Source organism: Streptomyces sp. NPDC005438, from assembly GCF_040606315.1.
GTDB lineage: Bacteria > Actinomycetota > Actinomycetes > Streptomycetales > Streptomycetaceae > Streptomyces.
This window is the reverse complement of the sequence record NZ_JBEXEP010000008.1, coordinates 160,389-182,005: the sequence shown is the minus strand read 5'-3', so window position 1 is coordinate 182,005 and position 21,617 is coordinate 160,389. Positions and strand designations below refer to the sequence as shown.

13 protein-coding genes, 1 tRNA gene and 1 pseudogene are annotated in these 21,617 nt (G+C 70.8%); 6 read left to right on the top strand and 9 right to left on the bottom strand.

Annotated features, from left to right (window positions below; translation table 11 throughout):
* Nucleotides 1-189: 189 nt before the first annotated feature.
* The 3 genes from gdhA (at nt 190) to ABZT14_RS18390 (ending at nt 4,384) form a co-directional block, all read left to right on the top strand.
* A complete protein-coding gene (gene gdhA / locus ABZT14_RS18400; protein ID WP_356303589.1) occupies nt 190-1,575 on the top strand; it encodes an NADP-specific glutamate dehydrogenase in 1,386 nt (461 codons plus the stop codon).
* 284 nt (nt 1,576-1,859) lie between these two features.
* A complete protein-coding gene (locus tag ABZT14_RS18395) occupies nt 1,860-3,224 on the top strand; it encodes an FAD-dependent monooxygenase (RefSeq protein WP_356303586.1) in 1,365 nt (454 codons plus the stop codon).
* Between the two features lie 605 nt (nt 3,225-3,829).
* Entirely contained in the window at nt 3,830-4,384 is a 555-nt protein-coding gene (locus ABZT14_RS18390) for a hypothetical protein (RefSeq protein WP_356303583.1), read from the top strand.
* A 629-nt stretch (nt 4,385-5,013) separates the two neighbouring features.
* On the opposite strand, the gene ABZT14_RS18385 is transcribed toward ABZT14_RS18390, so the two are convergent.
* The gene (locus ABZT14_RS18385; RefSeq protein WP_356303580.1) at nt 5,014-5,766 is read right to left on the bottom strand and encodes a glycoside hydrolase family 75 protein; all 753 of its coding nucleotides are present in this window, start codon (nt 5,764-5,766) and stop codon (nt 5,014-5,016) included.
* Between the two features lie 497 nt (nt 5,767-6,263).
* Here ABZT14_RS18385 and ABZT14_RS18380 point away from each other — a divergent pair, with 497 nt between their 5' ends.
* Nucleotides 6,264-7,727, top strand: coding sequence for a hypothetical protein (locus tag ABZT14_RS18380; protein WP_356303577.1), 1,464 nt, complete (start codon nt 6,264-6,266; stop codon nt 7,725-7,727).
* A gap of 555 nt (nt 7,728-8,282) precedes the next feature.
* Here the strand turns inward: ABZT14_RS18380 and fxlM are convergent.
* The 6 genes from fxlM to ABZT14_RS18350 form a co-directional block, all read right to left on the bottom strand.
* On the bottom strand, nt 8,283-10,352 hold the full coding sequence (gene fxlM / locus ABZT14_RS18375) for a methyltransferase, FxLD system (protein ID WP_356303575.1): 2,070 nt from the start codon (nt 10,350-10,352) through the stop codon (nt 8,283-8,285).
* 15 nt (nt 10,353-10,367) lie between these two features.
* On the bottom strand, nt 10,368-11,639 hold the full coding sequence (locus ABZT14_RS18370; protein ID WP_356303572.1) for a lanthionine synthetase C family protein: 1,272 nt from the start codon (nt 11,637-11,639) through the stop codon (nt 10,368-10,370).
* On the bottom strand, nt 11,636-14,719 hold the full coding sequence (locus ABZT14_RS18365; protein ID WP_356303569.1) for a lantibiotic dehydratase: 3,084 nt from the start codon (nt 14,717-14,719) through the stop codon (nt 11,636-11,638). Before ABZT14_RS18365 ends, ABZT14_RS18370 begins: the two co-directional genes overlap by 4 nt.
* Before the next feature lie 116 nt (nt 14,720-14,835).
* Nucleotides 14,836-15,000, bottom strand: a complete 165-nt coding sequence (gene fxlA / locus ABZT14_RS18360) for an FxLD family lanthipeptide (protein ID WP_356303567.1) — start codon at nt 14,998-15,000, stop codon at nt 14,836-14,838.
* A 531-nt stretch (nt 15,001-15,531) separates the two neighbouring features.
* A complete protein-coding gene (locus ABZT14_RS18355) occupies nt 15,532-16,707 on the bottom strand; it encodes a helix-turn-helix domain-containing protein (protein WP_356303564.1) in 1,176 nt (391 codons plus the stop codon).
* A gap of 110 nt (nt 16,708-16,817) precedes the next feature.
* Nucleotides 16,818-17,459, bottom strand: coding sequence for an HAD family hydrolase (locus ABZT14_RS18350; protein WP_356303561.1), 642 nt, complete (start codon nt 17,457-17,459; stop codon nt 16,818-16,820).
* 301 nt (nt 17,460-17,760) lie between these two features.
* Between ABZT14_RS18350 and ABZT14_RS18345 the strand changes: the two are divergent.
* Nucleotides 17,761-17,885: pseudogene (locus tag ABZT14_RS18345) on the top strand (pentapeptide repeat-containing protein); the annotation flags it as partial.
* Between the two features lie 484 nt (nt 17,886-18,369).
* Here ABZT14_RS18345 and ABZT14_RS18340 read toward each other — a convergent pair.
* Nucleotides 18,370-18,443, bottom strand: a tRNA-Pro gene (locus tag ABZT14_RS18340).
* A gap of 860 nt (nt 18,444-19,303) precedes the next feature.
* Between ABZT14_RS18340 and ABZT14_RS18335 the strand changes: the two genes are divergently transcribed.
* On the top strand, nt 19,304-20,365 hold the full coding sequence (locus ABZT14_RS18335; RefSeq protein WP_356303558.1) for an NAD-dependent epimerase/dehydratase family protein: 1,062 nt from the start codon (nt 19,304-19,306) through the stop codon (nt 20,363-20,365).
* Between the two features lie 581 nt (nt 20,366-20,946).
* On the opposite strand, the gene ABZT14_RS18330 is transcribed toward ABZT14_RS18335, so the two are convergent.
* A complete protein-coding gene (locus tag ABZT14_RS18330) occupies nt 20,947-21,477 on the bottom strand; it encodes a TerD family protein (protein WP_356303556.1) in 531 nt (176 codons plus the stop codon).
* Nucleotides 21,478-21,617: the final 140 nt, after the last annotated feature.

Sequence of the window (21,617 nt, the reverse complement as noted above, 5' to 3'; positions counted from 1 at the left end):
CCGCGTACGACGGCTGTGGACGACCACGCGACCAGGCGTGGCACGGCGCCCGTTCGCGTGGCGGCACCCGCGACCGAGCGGTCCCACCTTGTGGAAAGCGTGGGGCTCGCCGGCCGGCACCCCGTAAGCTCCTCCAGGGTCCCGCCCGGGGCCGCCGCGACCAGCGTCCCTGGGGAGGGTCTTTCACCAATGCCCACATCGCCCGCGCCGGCCGACACTGGCAGCCGCGTCATCCAGCCGCTGTACGCCGAGGTGCTCCGCCGGAACCCCGGCGAGACCGAGTTCCTCCAGGCCGTACGGGAGGTGCTGGAGTCGCTGGGACCCGTTCTCACCCAACGGCCGGAGCTGGTGGACGCCCGGATCGTGGAGCGGATCTGTGAACCGGAACGGCAGCTGATTTTCCGGGTCCCCTGGTCCGACGACCGGGGACGGGTGCACGTCAACAGGGGCTTCAGGGTCGAGTTCAACAGCTCCCTGGGCCCGTACAAAGGGGGCCTGCGGTTCCACCCGTCCGTCAACCTCGGCATCGTGAAGTTCCTCGGCTTCGAGCAGGTCTTCAAGAACGCGTTGACCGGGATGCCGATAGGCGGAGGCAAGGGCGGCAGCGACTTCGACCCGAAGGGCCGCTCGGACGCCGAGGTCATGCGCTTCTGCCAGTCGTTCATGACGGAACTCCACCGCCACCTGGGCGAGTACACCGACGTACCGGCCGGTGACATCGGGGTCGGCGGCCGGGAGATCGGCTACCTCTTCGGGCAGTACAAGCGGATCACCAACCGGTACGAGTCCGGGGTCCTCACCGGCAAGGGCGTCGGCTGGGGCGGGGCACAGGCCCGCACCGAGGCCACCGGCTACGGCTGCGTGATGTTCACCGCCGAGATGCTCCGGGCGCGCGGCACCGACCTGGACGGACGCCGCGTGGCCGTCTCCGGCTCCGGCAACGTCGCCCTGTACGCCATCGAGAAGGCGCAGCAACTCGGCGCCAAGGTGCTCACCTGCTCCGACTCCGGCGGCTACGTGGTGGACGAGAAGGGCATCGACCTCCCGCTGCTCAAGGAGGTCAAGGAGACCAGCCGGGGCCGGGTCGCGGACTACGCGCGCCTACGGGGCCGCGACGCCACCTACGTGCCCCACGACGGCAACGGCGGGCCGGGCCCCTGGCAGGTGCCCTGCGAGGTCGCGCTGCCCTGCGCCACCCAGAACGAGCTGGACGAGGGGGCGGCGGCCGTCCTGGTACGCAACGGGGTACAGGCCGTGGTCGAGGGCGCCAACATGCCGACCACGCCGGAGGCCGTCCGCCTCTTCCAGGACGCGGACGTGGCCTTCGGACCGGGCAAGGCGGCGAACGCGGGCGGGGTGGCCACCAGCGCGCTGGAGATGCAGCAGAACGCGTCCCGCGACTCGTGGACCTTCGCCCACACCGAGGACCGGCTCGCGGAGATCATGCGCCACATCCACGACTCCTGCCACGACACCGCCGAGCGCTACGGCGCCCCCTTCAACTACGTCATCGGCGCCAACATCGCCGGCTTCGAACTCGTCGCCAACGCGATGCTGGCCCAGGGACTGATCTGACCGCACCCGGCCCCGGCCCGTTCCGCCGTGGCACAAGCGGAAGGGACGGCCCCCGTACCCCGACAGGGCGTACGGGGGCCGTCACGTTTCCTCCCGGACCCACCTCACCCCCGTGTACGGGACCTGTCGCGCACCGTGCACGAAGGCACGTAAAGAACTCGCAAAACGCGACGAACACCCTTGAACCGGCAGGTCGGAGAGCCGCGAGGTCTGAGGAATTGCCTGTAGGCGCGGCCCGTCCGGGCGCATAGCGTGGGCGACCATCGCGATGACGGGAGGGTGGCGTGACGGACGACCAGGACCACGGCGAGGGCGTTGCCGTCGTACTAGGCGGAAGCGTCGCGGGGATGCTGGCCGCCCGGGCACTGACCGACCGTTACCAGCGGGTGGTGGTGGTCGACCGCGACAGCCTCGACCCAGCCGTCGGACCCACCCCACGCCGGGGCGTGCCCCAGGGGCGCCACGCGCACGGCCTGCTCGCGGCCGGCCGGCAGGCCATCGAGGAACTGCTGCCGGGCGCCACCGACGACCTGGTCGCGGCCGGGGTACCGACCGGGGACGTCCTCGGCGACCTCCGCTTCTTCACCCAGGGCCACCAGCTCGGCCAGACCGACATCGGCCTCCTCGGCGTCGCCTCCAGCCGTCCGTACCTGGAGAGTTACGTCCGCCACCGGGTCACCGCCCTCCCCGAGGTGCGGCTGCGCGACACCACCGACATCGTCGGCCTGGAGACCACCCCCGACCGGACCCGGGTGACCGGGGTGCACGTCCAGTCCCGCGAGGAGGGGAGCGAGGCCGAACTGATCCGGGCCGAACTCGTGGTGGACGCCACCGGCCGAGCCTCCCGCACCCCCCACTGGCTCGACGAACTGGGCTACCAGCGGCCCGAGGAGGAACGGATCGGTGTCGACCTGGCGTACGTGACACGGGAGTACCGCCGCGAGCCGGACCAGCTCGGCGGCGACCTCGCCATCATCGTCGGCCCCACCCAGGACAACCACCGGGGAGCGTTCGTGCAGGCCATCGAGGGCGACCGGGTCATCGTGACCCTGTTCGGCATCCTCGGCGACCATCCCCCCACCGACAGCGAGGAGTTCCTCGGCTTCGCCAAGTCCGTGCCCCGGCCCGACGTGTACGAGGCCATCGACGACGCCGAACCCCTCACCGAACCCGTACTCTTCCGCTTCCCCCACAGCAGCCGTCGCCGCTACGAACGGCTGCGCCGCTTCCCCGAGGGGCTGGCCGTGATCGGCGACGCGGTGTGCACCTTCAACCCCCTGTACGGGCAGGGCATGAGTGTCGCCGCGATCGAGGCGACGGTGCTACGGCGGCAGGTCGCCGAAGGGCTGGACTGGCGCCGGTACTTCACCGCGCTCAAGCCCGTGGTGGACACCCCCTGGCAGATCGCCACCGGCGCCGACCTCACCTTCCCCGGAGTCCGGGGCAAGCGCACCCTGGCCGGCAACCTGGTGAGCCGCTACATCGCCCGGATGCAGGCCGCCGCCACCCACGACCTCGTCCTGTCCGAGGCGTTCACCCGGGTCTCCAACCTCCTCGAACCCCCCTCCCTGTTGATGCGTCCCCCACTCGCCCTCCGCGCCCTGCGGGGCGGCGGGAAGAAGGGGCGCCGGAGCCCGACCCGGTCCTAGCCGTCGGCGTACCCCTCGGACACACGGGGCGCCCTCCGGGTCAACCACCCCCGTACGCCCGGGACTCGGGCTCGTCCGCCCCGAGTCACCCTCCGGGAGGCGACGGTTGGGGGCCGGCGTCCCGGTGTGGCGGGCCTGGCCTGCCGGTTCGGTGTCGGAATCCTCCGGTCCGCCGACGGGGCGGGTCGTGGCCGTACATCGGAAAAGCCGTACGGTGCCGCGACACGGCCGAGAGTATTCGCACGTGCGGCCGATAAGCGGTTACCTTCTGGGGGACAGTCGTGAGCCCGAGAGCGCCACGGCTGATCGGTACAGGTTCACGACGAGAACGACGACGGATGTACCGCCCGGGCCCCGCCCGACGGCGACGACCACACATCCGTTCCAGCAAAGGGGGGCCGCCCGTGGCGGCAGAGAACTGCTCTGAGTGCGGAGCGCGCATACCAGCGAACGGCCAGCCTCAGTGCGCGTGTACGGGGAACGCGGTGGACGAGGCGGAAGCGATCTTCGACGCTTACCGTCCACGCCAGAAGTCCGGTCCCCCTCCGGGCGGCGCGAGACCGGTAGCGCCCCTTCCGTCCCGGGCCACCCGGGCGACCCCGGCCGTGGACACGACTCCGGCCGAGGAACCCGGCGCCGCCGACCCGGACCACCCCGAGCCCCGCCGACGGGGAAGGCGCGCCGCACTGGTCGTGGGGGCGGCGGCCACCCTGGGAGCCGTGGTCCTGGCGGTGAGCGCCCTCAACTCCGACTCGTCCACCGACTCGGACCCCTCGGCCCCGGAGTCCGTGGCCCGCGACTCCCCCCGGCCGACCCCCTCGGACGGCTCCTCGCCTCCGCCCAACGGCGACCCCGGTTCGGACGACGCCACCCGGCCGGCGGGCGGCGAGGGCGACGGCGGGGCATCGCCCGGCTCACGTCCCCCCAGTCAGGGCTCCTCCCCCTCGTCGAAGGAGCCCTCTCAGGGCGCGACGAACGGAAAGGGATCGTCCAAGCCGAGCTCTCCCACGGGCAAGCCGAGCGAGTCCCCCACTGACTCGTCTGCTGGGGGAAACGGTTCTTCACCCGACCCCAGTGACTCCCCCGAGTCCGGCGGCTCGGACGGTGACGACTCCGGCGGCGGCTTCCTGGGCGGCCTCCTCGGTGGCCTCCTGGGCTGAGGGCCGGTGCGCTCGTCGAGGGGCGAGGGAGTCCCCTGGCGGGCGCCAGTGCCGACCGCGACATGGCGAGGGGCTGCGCCAACCTCCGGGTGACCGGGTCACCCGACCGGGCGGCAACTCCGTACCAGGGCGCCCGAGTTGGGGCGCCGCCCGCCCCACCGGTACGAGGTCGGCCGCGGGCGGCGGGGGCGAACGAACGGTGGCCGGGCCGTGCACCGAGGTGGACAGCCCCTGAGGACACGAGCCCGGCCACGAACTTCTTGCGGGTGCCCACGCGCCCTCTTGTGGTTGCGCCCGGTGGGCAGCTTCCGACACGGCTGGCCCTTGCGACCGAGCGTCGTCGACGCCATCGGGAACCTTGCGCCATCGGACGCTGCACCTGCATCTGGACGTGGCCCACGAGCCCTCTCGGGGAGCCACCCGGTGTACGAGGTCCACTCGCCCGCCCGGGACCCGTACCCCGGCCGTTCGGGCTCGGTACGGTCGAGTGCCGGGGCCGTACGGACGCACAACCGCCCGTGCCGGGCCCGGCGTTCAGCCTGGGCCCGGCACGGGCGGTGACACGAGAGGGAGGTCCGTCAGCGGGGGACTCCACCGAGGGCGCCGCCGACGGCGCCCTCAGGGAGGCCCTACCTGGCGCCGTTCCCCACGAACTTGGTGGCGGCCTCCTGACCGAGGTGCGTCGCCTCGTCGTGGTCCTCGTTCGCCGACACCTCGGTGCCGGGGAAGGTCACGTATCCGACGACCTTGCCGGAGACCCCGCCGGTGGAGGGGTCGGGGTCGATCCCCAACTCCTTGGCCATGCCGTACGAGGCCTCACCCGTGATCGAGTCGGGACCCTTGTCACCGATCACGCCGTACACGACCTTGTCCTCGTACACCACGGCACCCACGGTTCCGCAGTTGACGTCGGACTCGGTGTGGTCCCAGATGTCGCTCGGCAGGGGTACGACGATGTGCGGCAGCGTCGCGGAGTTCAGCGGCTCACCGTCGGACTGCACACAGGCGGTCTCCGGCTGGTAGGCCGAGTCCGTGTCCTCGTTGCACTCCTCACCGCGCTGGCCGTCGCAGTCCACGTCGAGGTCGGCCTGCCAGAACACCGCGTCGTCCTTGCCGCAGATCGGGATGGACGGGGTGCCGCCCTCGTCCTCGGCGTACTCGCCGTCGGAGAGCTGCGTACCGCAGTCCTCCATCTTCGCGCGGATCTCGTCGGCCGTCGGAGCGGCGGCCCGGTGGTCACGCGCCGAGGGCGAACCGGCTCTGTCCGCGCCGCCGTTGATGGACGTGCCGGCGTTCGCCGCGGGAATGAGCACGATCCCGGCGAGCAGCGCCGCCAACGCGGCCCACAGGGCACGGCCGCGCCAGGGGATGGGGCGTCTCATCGAACCTCCAGATAGCCGTACGGGTCGAGAGGTGACGACCACCGGGCGCGCCGTTCCACGGGCACAACGGACCCGTGGTGACGCGCACCGCCGTCGTACCTCCGACGGAAGACATCGCCCGGTCATGACGGTGTCAGCCAGGTGTGAGGACCCGGCACTTTCGGCGGACCACCCTCCGCTCAAGGCGTGCTCATGTCAACCCTGCCCTGGCCCGCCACACCCGCCCCGAGCACCGCACTCGCCCCTGGTCCCGCCCGCCCAAGTACCGGAAGCGAAGCCCCACTCGTACGGTCGTCCACCCCGCCGTACCGGCCGTCTCCCGGGCCCGAGCCCCCACCACACTCCAGGCGCCGACACCACCTACGCCCCCTCCCGCGAAGAGGGCTTCGCACTTCCCGAGACCCCACCTCGGCGCCTCGCCGGACAACGAACAACCGGACCACGGCCGTCCACAGGGGCGGCGGCAGGATCGCCGGCCCTGATGCCAAGCTGGGCGCATGACGTCACGCCCCCTGCTGAGCGCCCTGTCCGCGCTCGCCCTGGTCGCCCTGGTCGCCCTGGTCGCCGGTTGCGGAGACGGTGGGTCCGGGGACTCGTCCAAGTCCAAGCGTGACAACGCGGCTTCGGTATCGGTCCCCCGCGCCCCCGGCAAGGCGGAACAGCCACCCCAGGGCAAGGGCTCCAAGGACCCCGACGACGTCAACGGCGACGGGTACCGCGACCTGCTCGTCCCCGCCTACACCAGCAGGGACGCCGACACCCGGGACCACGAGGAACGGATCGCCGTGGTGTACGGGTCAGCCGACGGGCTCAACCCCGTCACCCGTACCGTGCACGGGGCGAAGGACCTGGGACTCCCCGAACCCCCGGACGACACCTCCGCCCCGAGGGGCCTCAGCACGGAGAACGTCGTCCTCGCCGACCTGGACGGCGACGGCTTCTCGGACGTCGTCACCCCCGTCGCCGGAGCCCAGGCGAGCGGTGGGAACGTCTCCGGGAACCGCGTCCTCCCGCACATCACCTGGGGCGGACCTCAAGGCCCCCGTACCGGCGACCACGCCACGCCGCTCCCACTCCCCTCCGAGGCGGGCGACTTGGGGCTGGAGTCGGTCGAGCGCGGCGACTTCGACGGCGACGGTCACCACGACCTCGCCGGCCTCTCCCAGGACGAGTCCGGGCTCGTCGTGATGTACGGACCCTTCACCCGTTCCGGCGCCCCGGCCCGTAGCGACAGCCTGCCCTGGACCGACGGCACGCTGATCGCCGACGACATCGACCCCTCGGGCGAACACCGCGCCACCTCCCTCCTCGTCCAGGCGACGAACGACGGCGAACAGTCCACCAACACCCTCCACCGGGCCACCACCGGCGACGGACTCGCCACCAGGGGCGAGAAGCTCCGCCGTGGCAACGCCCACGCCTTCGGCGACTTCGACGGCGACAGGAAGCGCGACCTCGCCGTGGGCGACGACGGCGCCCGCAACGACGAACCCGGCTACGAGACCGAGTCCCCCCAGGTCGACGGCACGCTCACGATCTATCCGGGCAACGGCACCAAGCCCGTCCACCACCAGCTGCCGAAGGCACCCAAGGGAGCGGAGACCGGGTACGGCCCGGGAGGCTTCACGGCGGCCGACCCCGACGGCGACGGACGCGACGGCATCCTCGTCGCCACCTACGAGGGAGCCACCCTCATCGACGGCGACCAGCGCGTGGTGGTCCGCCGCGACGTACCCGCCCGCGTGGACGGCGAGAAGATCCCCGGGAAGCGTCGCCACTCACGGCCGGCCGGCGCCGCCGACTTCGACCAGGACGGCAAGGACGAACTGATCATGCACTGGGCCGCCGACGGCCTCTTCCACCTGTACGGCGAGGTACCGACGCACTGGTGGATCACCAAGGGAACCTCGGCCACCGACACGACCTCGTTCGCCACGACCAGCTTCGCCACCGGCTCGTGACCGGTACACCCGTACCGGCCCCTCAGGACCGTTGAACCCCCGCACGTCACGGAGCGGTTCGCACGGGTACGCCTCACGCACGAGGAGGGGGACAGGGCCCGACCAGCCGGGAGGGCGGCCCGCGCCGGGGTGGCCCCTGGGGACGCGGTTCCGCTCAGGCGGGCGAACGGGTCGTGCTGGGGAAATCCGACCGCACCGTCAGCCAGCGCGGCGGTCACCTTCGAGGCCCCGACCAGTTCAAGGTTGTCCTGGTCCACGTCGACCAGGTCTTGGTCGACGTTCACGTTGTACGCGGACGGAAGTTCAGCGTCGAGGTGGAACCGGTGACGCCCGACAGCGCGGAAAGGGGCGATGACTCGGGTGTCCGCAGGTGACCGCTGTCGACGGGGCTGGTCAGGAGTGCTTCACGCGGCTCACCGGGTTCAGTGACAGTGGTCAAAGTAGCTCTCCGCTCGGCTGGGAACAGGAAGAGGTGAGCCCCCCGATTCACGTAACGGCGCGTCAGATCTCCAGGATTCGGCTCAGCTTGGCGGCTGCCGGGAGCGAGGGGAACGGTTACCAGCTGATCGTCAGGAGGGTGTCGGGGCGTGTGATCCGCGCGCCGTATCCGATTCGGGCGTCACCGGTGGCAGCGGGGTAGGCCGTGATGACGGGCTGAGCGGGGCGTTCCTGGCTCCAGCGGTGCAGGAGTTCGGTGACCTGTTCAACGAGCTTCTCGGCGTCCGGGCCATGGGCGGCGAGGCCCAGCTCGTCAGCGCCGTCGTCGGCCGAGCGGGCAGTCAGGTAGGCGAAGGTGCCGCCGGTGTACAGGGCGGCACCAGACCAGCGGAGAGCAGGAGCGGCCAGGCCGAGATCACAAGCCGCAGTGCCCACGGACAGCTTGCCGAAGCTGAGGCCGGAATCGACCGTGGCGAGCCAGAGGTCGAGGTGGGTCGCCTGCTCGTCGTGGCACACCCGGATCCCTGTCCACTGCTGGTGGACAGGGCGGGCAAGACCCCCTGTCAGCGCGGCCTGATCCGGTTCGTCGTCGGCGTCAACCTTGAGGACTGCGTCGTCGGCGAGGCGGACGTGGATCTCGCCCATCTCGGCCGCGCCACGCAGGGGGACAAACCCGCACACCGCTGCGTTGGTACTGACCATGCGGTCGTCTTCGGTACGGGTGAAGGCGATGGAACGGGTCAGGCCGCTGCCGTGCAACCGGATGGGGACGACGATCTGCCCGCCGGGGGCAAGCTGATCCCACCAGGCAGCCGGGATGTCCCAGGCCCCCGCGGTGACAACGATCCGGTGGAACGGCGAACAGTCGGGGTCACCGAGCGCGCCGTCCCGGCACAGCACGGTGACGTGCTCGTACCCGGCTTCGGCCAGGTGTGCGCGGGCACCCTCGGCGAGATCGTCGTCGAGTTCGATCGTGACCACCTGCCCGCTCTGGCCCACGAGTTCGGCGAGCAACGCGGCGTTGATGCCAGTGGCCGCACCGATCTCCAGGACCTTCTGTCCGGGGGCGACCTCGAGCTGTTCGAGCATCGTGGCAACGATGTTCGGGCTGGAGGCGGAGGAGAGCGCGGTGCCGTCGGCCGCGCGCTTGGTGACCACCTGCTTGGGTGCGTAGGCCGTGGCGAGGTCCACCTCGGGCAGGAAGACGTGCCTCGGGATGGCGCGGAAGGCGTTCCTCACCGCCTCGGTGCGGAAGGTTCCCAGACTGTCGATCTTGGCAACGAGGGCGTCACGCAGGTCGCGGGGAACCGTGCTGGGTACGGGAGTGGTGTCCATGGTCACTGGCCTGACTGTAGTGGGCGGATCGGTGATGGCACCGGAGCTTCGCGGGCTCGTACCGCCGGGCTCTCGGTGGAAGACGATGCTGCTCGCGGCGCGGGCGATTGCGGCCTGCTGCTCCGCGCTGATGCCGAGGCGGTTGAAGGCGAAAAGCAGGTGGTCGGTGAGAACGGCGCGTATACCGCGGGTGAGTGCACCCTGACCAGCGAGGTCAGTGAGGGCCGTTCCAGCACTCTCATAGGTCGCGGACCAGGCGGGGTTCTGGGTCAGGGGGCTTCCGGGGCTGTCGGCGGCGGCGGTGATGAGCATCTGGACTGCGGCCAAGGTCGGCCCGGAGGGCGCCCGGTCTTCGGCTGCCCGGTGTTCAGCGACGGACATCCAGATGGCGCCCTGCTCGTAGAAGTCCTGGCCGGCCGCCTGCATCATGCGGGTGGCCAGCCGCAGCCCGATCTCGATCCGGTGATCCGGCCCTCCCCGAGCGAGGTGCGAGAGGACGTGGCGGCTGTCGGTGTGGAAGAGGCGGTGGGCAATCTCCATGGCTGGCTGGCCGCCGAAGCGATAGATCTCCGGCTCGTACACCACGACCCCGGGGTGGGCGCGAAAGTCGGGGGTCTCAGTCATCTGCCCTAGGAGAGCGGTGACTTCCTCGTCGCGGTCGGGGGCGGGCTGAAGGCGCAGGCGCCAGGTTTCCCGCTTCCGAACGAACCACCACGAGGTGATCGCCCCGTCGTCATCGGCTTGGGCCAACAGTGGCAGGAGGTACTGGGCAGCCAGACGTTCGGCGTCCTGCCAGGTGCTGCTGGACAGATTGATCTGCCGCCAGGTGGGGGCGCGGTGGTGGCGTGTCACAGGCACTTCCTCGGGCTAGTCGATTAACAGACAGGTGGGCCAGCCACCGCTCGTACCGGTGGCGATGCTGTGCAGGATCAGGGCGATGCCCGCACTCCCCTCGATGAGTCCGGGTGCTTGGGCGGGGTCGGTGTCGCGGGCGGCGTCCAGGAGGCGGCCCAGCAGCCAGTCGAGGCCGTGGGCGATGCGGGGAGTAGTGGCGTCGGCTGCGGCGTGCCAGACCGTGGCGACGATTCCGGCCCAGCCGTGGCACAGAGCGGGGTCGGTGACGCGGGCGAGCTGGACGGGATCAGCCAGGCAACGGGCGAGAGCGTCCTCGGCCGCCTGCTGGCGGACGGTGTCCCCCAGAGCGAGGGCGGCGAGTTGCTGGGCGCGGGCGATGCCGGGGGTGCCGTAGCACCAAGAGGGGCGGGCGGGGCCGTCCCGGTGGGGACGGCCGTCGTGCAGCTCGTCAAGGGTGATCCGCTCGGGCCACCAAGGACCGGCGTCCGACGGCTGTCGCCACTCGTCCAGGTGGAGGCTGATGGTCTCGATGGCGTCGGTGTGTCCAGCGACGGTGATGCCTTCGCGCATCGCGAGAGCGAGCAGGGCCAAGGCAGCGGGGATGCCGTGGGCCATGCCGAGGTTGGCGTGCCCCTGCGCGTAGATGGGGTCGCGAGAGCCGGCAGGCAGGTCGGCGGTCCACCAGCCTGGCGCCCCGCTACCGGCGGCGTCGTCGGCCGGAGTGGGCTGGGTGAGGCGAACCAGGTAGTCAAGGACGCGGCGGAACAGGTCACCGCCGGGGTCTCGCTTGAGGAGATAGGCACCCAGCCCGGTGAGTCCGCGGGTGAGGTCGAACTCGTACTGCGAGGGCCGCCGGGCGGCGGCCCTCCGATCGGCGGCATTCGTCAGCCGCGTGTGGACGAGCCGGGCGACGGCGGCGTCCAGCTGGGCAAGGGCGCCTTGGTAGCGGCCGGGGGCGGCGATATGGAGGGCGTAGCCGACTGCAGGGGCGCCGAACCAGAGACCGGCCCCTGGTCCGGCGGTCAGGTCGTCCCGGGTGGCGCGGGCTAGCCATGCGTGCATCGCGTCGATGCCACCGAGTCCGTGTTGGGCACGCAGGCCGTGCAGTACGGCAACGCCGGCAGCGCCTTTGGACAGAGATTGGTCGCGCCAGCGTGGACTGTCGGGCGGGACACCGTCGCCGTAGTCCACGTCCGGCGGCACCGTCAGGGCGTCGACGAGCTCGTCGACGATGGACGCGGCGCGTTCGCGCAAGGCCACCGCCGTGGTATTCCGCACGGTCACCGGTCCCCTCCCTGGTGCTGTGGGTGGGTCGGGCGTGCGTCGCTGGCGAGAGCGATGGCCCGGGCCAGCTTGTAGGTCGCCGCCTCGGACACCTTCCCGACCTGATGCGCGCGGACATGATGCAGGTGCAGCAGCGAGCCGAGCACCGTCGCCGGGGCCAGAGGCGAACAGGAGGCGCTGAGGCAAGCGGCGTACTCAGCTGCCACCCGGGTCCGGGTTGCCCATGCCGTAGCGAGGTCGCTGCCGCCTGGCAACGTCTCCAGAGCCGCGCTGCGGGCGAGGTGGAGCGTGTGGCTACGGGACTGACGATCCTGGGCGCCGGCCCCAGTCGCGTACTGGGGGTGGTCGAGCAGCCAGCCGAACCCCGCTTTCCGGTCGCCCATGACGGCGGTGGCGAGATCGGCCATACTCGCGGCGGTCAGCGCCTGGGGCGGGATCTCCCGATGGGCAGCCAGGAGTACGAGCTGCGCGAGGACAGCCGCGGAGTCGGCGGCGAACAGACGCTCAGCGGCGTCCATGGCATCCCCCGTGCCGTACCGGCCGGTCTCCGGTCGGTAGGTGTCGAAGGCGATCTCCCCGGCCAACCCCGCCTGCCGCAACTCGCCGGCCCAGGCGACGAGATGGCCAGCGGCGCGTGCAGTGTCGGCGTCGCGCACCCGCAGGCGCAGGTGAGGACGGGGGTGCCGATAGCGGACGAACCACCACTGCGGCGGCCTTCCCCAGCAGGACAGGAGCGCGGGCACGTGCCGGGCCAGGATGTCGTCGACCGTCTCGCTCGGGCTGTACAGCTTCGCGAACACCACGCCCTCATCAGCTCGGCTCTCGGCCGCCGCCGGTGGGACGCGAGTGAGAAAGGCCGGTGCCGGTGCGGGCGGAGCCGTCGCGGCCAGCGGAACGACGATCTCGTGTCCCCGGCCGCCACACCAGCCGTGTTCCGAACTGTCGGGCGCCTCGGTCACGGTGACCGGCCCTTCGGCGGCGTACAGGTGGGCGCGCAGCAGTTCCAGGTCCATAGTCTCGTCCAGGTTCAGCCGCAGACTGCGGTCGCCGTCCCTGACCCCGACGGTGACGGGCAGATGCCGACAGGCACGGAGCGCCTGCCAAGCTGCCGTCCACTGCTGGGTGGTGGACTTGGGCCCGGGGAGATCGGCGGGTTCGATCCGCCACTGGGCGGCAGCGAGGATGCTCCGGCCGTAGCGCACACGCGGCAGATGGGACAGACAGGCAGCGGTGCCCCAGTCGAAGGTGGTGACTGCTGGGTGGGTGGAACGTGGAATCTCGAACAGCAGCCTCGCCAGGTTTGGCATGGTGTGCCGGGCCCCGGCGTGCGGCAGCGTCGGCTCCACCACCCGCAGCTGCGACCGAGAAACAACGTACAGGCGCGTGGAGTCCGCGACGATTGCCAGGTCCGTCAGCGGAAGGGGCCCTTGGTCGTCGCGGTGCTCGGCCAGCGAGATGACGTACGGGGCCACGGGCATCACGCGCAGAACGTTCTCGCTGCCAAGACGCCGGGGCGGGTACGAGAGCTGTGCGGCCGTCGCCCCGACCACCCCGGTCAGAAGCAGGGGATACCGGGCGGCGGTCCCGTGCGGGGCTCCGTCCGCCAGCAGGTCGAGGAACCGGCTGGTGGTGGCCCCGGCACGGCCGAAACCGTTCACGGCAAGGGCGAACTCACCTTTGTCGAGGGCGGCCTGGGAGAAGGCTCGGAGGTCCACCGAAAGGTCCGCCGCCGATACCGGTGCGGCAGCATCGGCAGCGGGGCTGATCCGATCCAGGTCGGTCGCCTCAAGGACGATCTCGCTCACGCCGTCGAGGGCCGCTCGGTAAGCAAGGGCGAGGAGGATTTCGTCCCGTCGCGTGACCCCGCACCGGGAAGTCGAGACAGCGAAGTGGCGAGGGTAGCCGAGCCCACCAGCGGGGTCGGTCAGCTCGGTGACCGGAACGAGAGTTCCCAGCCCGTACCGGGAAAGGAAGTCGCGGTGATACTCGCGCCACGACTCGCCTGCCGACGGCTGCGGCGTGAGCCGGATCAGAGCCTCGGCCGCGTCAGCAGCCTCCACGGCCACGGAGCGGGGCAGCACGACATCGGCGTCCAGGGAGAGGTCGACGGCCAAGGGCTGGTCGGTGACGCTCGACAGGGCCCGCATCCGGTCCGTGACCAGGCGCCAGCCCTGCTGTCCATCCCAGGTCCCGCCCCGACCGGGCCCGCTCATCTGGTGGTGAAGGGCTCGGAGTTCGGCGTACACCGTCGTCACGTCAGGTAGGGAGTCGGCGCCCGCCTTGTCCAAGGCGTTCAGCAACAATCCCAACGGGTCAGTACAGGTGCCCGGGGCACGCAGGCTGCTGACCAGCGCACCGGAGCCCACCAGTTGGCCGATCACCCCCAACACCGCGTCACGGGATACGCCCGGATACTCGGCGGCGGTCTTGTCGGCCAGAGAGCCGCCCGAGACGGGGACGCGGGCGGCCTGGCAGATGGTGTGTACGACGGGAACCAGTCGTACTGTCACCTCTGCCACGTTCTCGTCCGCGCCGCGAACGACAGCGGCCAAGTGGGGCTGCCAGGGCACGACCAGCTTCTCACCGCGCTCGACCGTCAAGTTGTTGACGACGACCAGTAACCGCTCGCGCAGCGACGGGAGCGCTTCGAGCCGGGCGATGACGTCGGCGAGCCACGTGGCGTCGGGCCTCACACGCGACCGATGGTCGCCACCCCAGTACAGGCAGGTCCGGTCGCCGAAGTCGAGGGGTCCAACTCCGGCGAAAGTACCGAAGGGCGTAGCCCGGCCACGGAGGCGAATCAGGTATCGAGCCAGGGACGTTGCCATGTGCCGCAGTTCAAGGGCAGCGAAGTCCCTTCCAGACAAGGCCTGTTCGATCCGGTCGGCCAGCGACGGGCTGGCCAGCGGCACGCCTTCGGCGAGCGATCGAGTTGCCCACACCTTCGCGATCCAGGACCTCCATGCGGCGCCGTCGAGGGCCTCACCGGGCCAGGGTGGCAAGGGCTTGTCCGAGTTGGCCGTACTCGCACGCCACATCGCAGCCGTCAGCGGCCGGTAGTACGGCGTGTAGTCGCTCACTGTCATCTTCTGTCGCCTTTTCGCACTGCGGTGTGGGGTTCGAACGGCCCCCGGAGGCCCACGTCGAGATTCGTGCGCCGCAGGCGCCCCGGGGCATCAGAGCCGGGGTGACTGACTCAGCAGTCGCCGCCGCGAACGGTGTCGCAGCCGTCGTCGGTGGATGACAGCAGGGCAGCGGCCACGGGGCCGGCGGTGACGATGTTGACGTTCAGGTCCAGGTCGAGGTCGACGCCATCGGCCGCCGGGACAGCTACCTGGGTCTTCTCGATGCTCGTGAACATGGTTCCTCCTACTGGTCGATGCGCTTCTGACGGGTGGTGCCACCTGATCGCGACGCCGAACAGCGCCAGGATCAGGAGAGGGGAGCCGCGTTTGGGCGGCCGAGTCGTGCCGGGAGTCGTGCCTTGTTCAGGTCCGGCTACCGGGATGGTGTGTCCGCCCCGTCAAGCACGAGGCAGGCGTTGAGCAGGCCGGCCGACTGCTCGCTTGGGGAGCACGGGCGTACTTGACCCAGCGGACGCCCTGGCATCCGCCAGTCGGCGAGAGCCAGCTCGGCCATGCGTCAGGCGGCTGGTGAGGCGGCGCTGTGGCCGCAGGGGTCCGACTCCGCCCGAGGTAGGGGCTGCGACGCCAAGACCTCTCCGGCACGCAAAGCCGTGCAGCCCAGCGATGCTCGCCTCGCCCACGGAGACGGGAGCCGTCTCCGCCGTAGTGCTGCTCATCTGGTCCCCTGCTCTGTGAGGTGATGTACAGAGCATGTGGGGGCGCCGGGGCCGTGAGGGATACAGCCTGTATCCCTGTGGTCGGTTCGGTCAGACGGCTCCGGCCCAGCTCGCGAAGTGGTGCAGCGATTCCTGGTCAGCGCGACGCAGCCGTACTAGGGTCCCAGTCGTCTCGCGCGTCCACGGGTGCTCCCGGGTGTGCTGAGGTGCGATGCTCCGGGCCACCTTCAGCGACTCGAACGCGTCGTTGAACCTGCCGCCCCACGTCTGCGCCCGCGCAAGTTCGATCCAGAAACCGGAGCGACGCTCGGCGGGCAGAGACGTCGACGGCGCCCAGGACCGGGCCACGGCGAACGCGTCATCGATGTGGTCTTGCCCCAGGCTCACAGCGACCGACAGTTCGTGGATACGCACGGACTCGGGACCGAACGCTGTACCCAGGTAGGTACCCTCCCGCGTCTGTTCGCTCAGACGACGAGCATGGGAGATATGGCTGCTCGCGGTATCGGCGTCGCCATCACGTCCGGCGATGACCGCGGCCCGCATGTGGAGGGCGCCACGCGCCGCAGCGGTGTTCTCGTCGCGGGCCGCCGGGGCCGCGTCTACTGCGGCTTCCAACGCGCGGATGCCGACGGTATGGGCCCGGGCGGCGAAGAAGACTTCTGTGCGGACATAAGCCACCGACGCGTGCAGAAGCGGGTCTTCCGCGTGGGGTACGGCCCACCGCATCAACTCGATCAGCCGAGCGGAGAGATCGCGGGCGCCGAACTTGTAGGCGACCGCGTCCACGGACCTGGCCGCGCCCACGACGAGTCGGGCCGCTTCCCTCTTGTCCTGCGCGGCATGGAACGCGGCGAGAGTGTCGTCGAGTAACACCGGGGCCTGCTGTGCGATGCGTCCGTACTGGGCGGCGAGACGCCAGTGCACGGCCTCGTCGACGATTGGGCGCAGCACGTCCAGGGTGCGGCGCGGCGGTCCGAGGGGCACGTCATACGCCGCGAGGCTCGCAGAAGTCCCGAGCAGTGCTGCGTGCACGCGGGTTTCCGTGCTGGTGTGCACGTCGAGCAGACGAGTGGGGTCCACGCGGAGGGCTCCCGCGATCGCTTCGAGGGTGGTGTCACTCGGGTACCGCTTGCCCTGCTCGATGGCTTTGACCATGGGCAGCGAAACGAACGATTCACGGGCGAGATCTGCCTGCCGAAGTCTCTTCGCCTTGCGGGTGGCAGCAATACGCTTGCCGAGCGTGACGGCGTCAAGTGCGGTCATACCGGCTCCAGTTCGAGGCGTCCACTTCGAACCGTACCCACGCGGTGATCGCGGAGGGCGAGAACGACCTTGGCTGTTACGCGTAAGTGGGGCCGTTTTCGCTGAGCGGTTCACCGTGCGGCGAGCGGGACAAGCTGCATGAGCGAGTCGATCCGGTGGTCTGCGGAGTCGACGACCGTGGGGGTGTCGGCCCAGAGGTACCCCCACGGGCCACGTCGTAGATGAGCCGTACGCAAACCGACCGCCCGCGCGGGGAACACGTCATTCTGTGGGTGGTCACCTACGTAGAGGATCTCGTCGGCAGGCGTACCGGCCTCAACGACGAGGCGCTCGAAGAACCCGTGCGATGGCTTGGCGACGTTCCACTCGCCGGACGTGGCGACGAGGTCGGCGGGCAGCTTGAGCGCCCGGAGCAGCGCGGCAGCTTTCACGGTCTGATTGCCCGCGATGATGACGCGCGCCCCTGCCTCACGAAGCGCCGCCAGGGCTGGGCGTACGTCCTCGTATACGTCGGATTCATCGAGGTACTCGTCCCGACCGGCCTCTTCCCGGGCTTGGTAGGCGGCGCGCAGGTCGATACCGGGTTGCAGCAGCCTCAACGCCTCGGCATTGTCCTGGCCACGGGCGACAACGGCACCGACAAGGGCGGAAAGGGTGTGCCGTGGGGTGTTCAGCCAGTCGGCCCACGATGCCCAGTAGCGGTCATCCCGTACGAGAGTCTCGCCGACGTCGAATGCGAAGGTACGGATCATCGGGCGACCCTATCGACGGAGCGAGGCAGCTCGCAGGGACAGCGAACTCGCCCTGCCCGGCCTTGAAGCCGACCAAGCACGCGGGTCGTCAGGAACAGCGGTCCGCCGGCTGTTGGCAGCCAGTCACAAGCGGGCACGACACAGGCGCGGCGCCTCTCCTGGGGTAGATAAGCCAGGCAACGAGGTGTGCGCTCCCGTCCGAGTAGATGCGCACAACCGCTATCCCGGATGGTCTCCGCACTCCGGGAAGATGGACTCGCCGTCGCTCCACACCGTCAACGCGTCGACGAAGGCGGCGCCCGACTCGCCCGCCGTCAGACTCGGCGGCGTCCACGCCCTCGCGGCCTCGCCCACGACGAACCCCACACCAATCTCCGCCAAGCCTGCATCGACGTACTCTGCGCGTACGTCCAACTCCCCTTCACCCCAGGCCCAGGCGACGCCCCAGCACACCAGGAGGAGCACCACCGCTACCTTGCTCTACCGCTCGGTCACCTTCAGCGAGACTCTCGAACCTACGCCTGATGGGATACTTGACGCTGCCCACACGATGGCTCCTGGAACGGTCCACTGCCATCCAGATGACTCCCCAGCCCTGTAGCGCGGGTGGTGGGGACTTCCGCCTGGAAGGTTCTCGCAGGTGAGTCCTACCTGGCACGTGCGGCCCCCAGCCAAGTCGGGGGCCTTTCCCCCACTCTGGAGCCAGGACCATGCTGGTCTGAACTGGGTCTGGAACCCGCGTATTGGCGCCATACCGTATCCGTAGTGAACGCGTAGCGTAAGCGGATGCCCAGGGGACCCGTCCAGCCTGGAGCTGCGAAAGACGCACCCACAGGCCAACTGAACTGCGGGAATGCAAGAAGTCCGCTGCCAAGATGTTCTCCTGGCAGCGGACTTCCACTACTCTCTGTCGGGACGGCGGGATTTGAACCCACGACCCCTTGACCCCCAGTCAAGTGCGCTACCAAGCTGCGCCACGTCCCGGTGCCCTTGCGACCTGGGGCTTCCCCCTGGCCGCTCGCGCACGAGAACCATACCGCACTTGGGGTGGTGCTCGCGCACCCCTTTCCCCGGGCCGGGCGAGGTCCGGCGGGGACCCCCACCGGTGGGGTCGGCGACCTCTTTCGGTACCGCGCGGACACGTGCCGACCAGCGGGGGCAGGGGCATCCTCCGGGTTGCCGTCCGACAGTCCCGTCCTGCACAGATCGCGCACCATCCGGCGGGCGCGCTCCGCGTTGCCGTTCAGCCCCGGGGTGGGCGAGGCCGCTCTCCCTGGCGGGCAGGGCCGCCCCCAACGACGACCTCCGGGGGCGCCCCACGGGCACCGGCGGTCGGCTTCGGCGAACCGGCCTCGGGGCGCTGCCCTCGTGGGCGTGACGTGGCGCCTTCGGCGACCAACCGCTGGCGGCGGGATCACGCCAGAAGCATCCCGGCCCGGAACGCATTGAGCACCGGTCTACGGAGCACCGAGATCACACACCAGCGGGACGGGGCCACCCTCGGCCGGGCCCCCGGCCGCCTCCGGCCGCGCTCTCGGGGCCGTGACCGACGGCCCGCGACGTCGCCGATCACAGGGCACCGCCCAGGCGGACCCCAGCCAGGAGAGTCGGGGGCTCGGAAAGGGCGGACACAGCCTCAGCCACCTCTCACCGGCGCGGCCTCACAGACCCGTACACACGCTCCGAGGGGCCGGGGCAGGGCCGGCTGATCACCGGCCGGCCACGGCGACCGCGCGACTCCCGGCCGGAAGCCTGGTGCGTCCCCGCCCCTCCGTCGACAAGCCGACAAAGGGGCTCGGGAGCGGCTCCACGGTGGGTGGGCGGCTCCGTCCTAGTTTGGGGTGATGCGCGTACTGGTAACCGGAGGGGCCGGGTTCATCGGGTCCCATGTGGTCGACGCCCTGGTGAGGGCCGGACATCGGCCGGTGGTCCTCGACCTGCTGGCCGATCCCGTCGAGGGCGGTGGACGTCCGGGAGACGGGGTGCCCTGGTGGCGGGGGGACGTACGGGACGCGGAACTGGTCGGGCGGGCCTTGGAGGGGGTGGACGCGGTCTGTCACCAGGCGGCCATGGTGGGGCTCGCCACGGACTTCGCGGACACCCCCTCCTATGTGGGGGTCAACGAACTGGGTACGGCGGTGCTGCTCGCCGGGATGGCCCGGGCCGGTGTGGGCGGGCTGGTGCTGGCGGGGTCGATGGTGGTGTACGGGGAGGGGCGGTACCACTGCGTCGAGCACGGCGTGGTGCGCCCCGGTCCGCGTACCGTGGCGGCGCTGGAGGCGGGACGGTTCGAACCGCCGTGCCCGGAGTGCGGGGCCGCCCTGGAGCCCGAACTCGTGGGTGAGGGCGCGCCGTTGGACCCCCGCAACGTGTACGCCAGCACCAAGGTGGCGCAGGAGCATCTGGCCGCTTCCTGGGCTCGGGCCACGGGTGGTGGCGCGGTGAGCCTGCGGTACCACAACGTCTACGGCGACCGGATGCCCCGGGACACCCCGTACGCGGGGGTGGCGTCCTTCTTCCGGTCGGCGTTGGAGCGGGGCGAGAGGCCCCGGGTGTTCGAGGACGGCCGGCAGCGCCGGGACTTCGTGCACGTGGACGACGTGGCCACGGCGAACGTGGCCGCACTGGAGTCCCTGGCGGCGGCACCGGCCGGCACCCTGCGGGCGTACAACACCGGTAGCGGGGAGCCGCACACCGTCGGCGAGATGGCGCACGAGCTGGCGCGGGCCTTCGGCGGCCCGGAACCGGTGGTGACCGGGGACTACCGGCTGGGCGACGTACGGCACATCACCGCCGACTCGGGGCTGCTGCGCGAGGAGTTGGGCTGGCGACCCTCCGTGGGGTTCGCCCGGGGCATGGCCCGGTTCGCCGAGGAACCGTTGGGCGGACGGGCGGGCGAACGCTGAGCGTGGGCAACGAGGCACCGCACCCGTCATGGGGCGGGAACGGGGAGCCGCCGGCTGACCCGTGGGGCGGACGCGGGGACCACGCCCCACACGCACCCACCGCCCACGACGGGCTGGCCGGCCCCGCCCAGGGAGCGACGTACCAACGGCCGCGAGGGTTGCCCCAACCAAGCGGTCACGCGGCCCCCTTCGGGCGGGTGACCCGGTACGCCCCCCGTGGGGCCCGGTGGACTCGGCGGGGAGCCACGTCGGGGCGTCCCTCCCCACGAGGAGAGCAGGTGCCGTCAAGCCCCGACTGAGCGACCACCACACAGGCCAGAAGCCCGAACGCGGCGCTCCCACCGGGGAGTTCGACAGGACCGTACGGTGCCCCAGGCCATGGCGTGCCGTCCCCCGGTACGTCCCCTCCGGCCCCGCCCGGGAGGCGCCGACGAACATCACGAACCCCAACTCCGGCTCACCGAGGCCGAGTTCACGTGCGCGCGGGGCGGAGATCGCGTACACCGTCCACGGCCCGGCCATCGGACCGAACACCGTGGGTCAGGCCGACCGGCCCGCCCCGTACGAGGTGCCGTGAGGGGTCAGCCCCGGGGGCGGCCCATCACGGTGACGAAGGTGGCGGGGTCGGCGTCGAAGCCCTGGACGAGGGGCTGGTACTGCCAGGCACCGGAGTCGTCCCGTACGAACTCCGCGACCGTGGCGGCGGTGTACCGGGCGACGTCGGTGAAGTCCCCCTCGAAGAGGTCGAGCACGCCCTCCCTTATCCGTATGGCGCCGCCGGCGACCTCGGCGAAGGTCCGTGGGGTGGGGCGCTGCTGGATGGCGACTCCCACCACGACCCGGCCCAGTGACTCGGGGATCCGCTCGAACTCCAGGGTCAGCAGTTCGTCGGGGCCGAAGCCCTGGCCGGTGGTGCTGTCCCGGTTGAGGGTGATGGTGCCGTCGGGGCTGCGCGCGTCGAAGTGGACGAGGTACGACGGGTCGCCGTGGAGGTCGTCCCGCTCGTAGGTGGCGGCGATCAGGTCGAGGTCGGTGTCCGGCTCTCCTGCCGGGCTGGGGTCCCACATCAGGGCCACCTCGACCTTGCCCACACCCTTGTTGAGACTGCTCACGTCGCTGCCGTCCTTCCCCGCCCCTTGGCTCCCGATACGTGTCCTCGTCGTCAACTATAGGGAGCGCGACGGGAGTTGAGGGGCCGTTCGTTGATCTTGGGACGTTCTTGACGTGGGAGGTGGCCGAAAGGCCCCGGACA

Bases quoted from the DNA above. Each gene is read 5' to 3' on its own strand.
- ABZT14_RS18355 (WP_356303564.1), bottom strand. From the start codon at position 16,707: ATGACCGCACTTGACGCCGTCACGCTCGGCAAGCGTATTGCTGCCACC.
- gdhA (WP_356303589.1), top strand. From the start codon at position 190: ATGCCCACATCGCCCGCGCCGGCCGACACTGGCAGCCGCGTCATCCAG.
- fxlA (WP_356303567.1), bottom strand. From the start codon at position 15,000: ATGTTCACGAGCATCGAGAAGACCCAGGTAGCTGTCCCGGCGGCCGAT.
- ABZT14_RS18380 (WP_356303577.1), top strand. From the start codon at position 6,264: ATGACGTCACGCCCCCTGCTGAGCGCCCTGTCCGCGCTCGCCCTGGTC.
- ABZT14_RS18335 (WP_356303558.1), top strand. From the start codon at position 19,304: ATGCGCGTACTGGTAACCGGAGGGGCCGGGTTCATCGGGTCCCATGTG.
- ABZT14_RS18385 (WP_356303580.1), bottom strand. From the start codon at position 5,766: ATGAGACGCCCCATCCCCTGGCGCGGCCGTGCCCTGTGGGCCGCGTTG.
- ABZT14_RS18350 (WP_356303561.1), bottom strand. From the start codon at position 17,459: ATGATCCGTACCTTCGCATTCGACGTCGGCGAGACTCTCGTACGGGAT.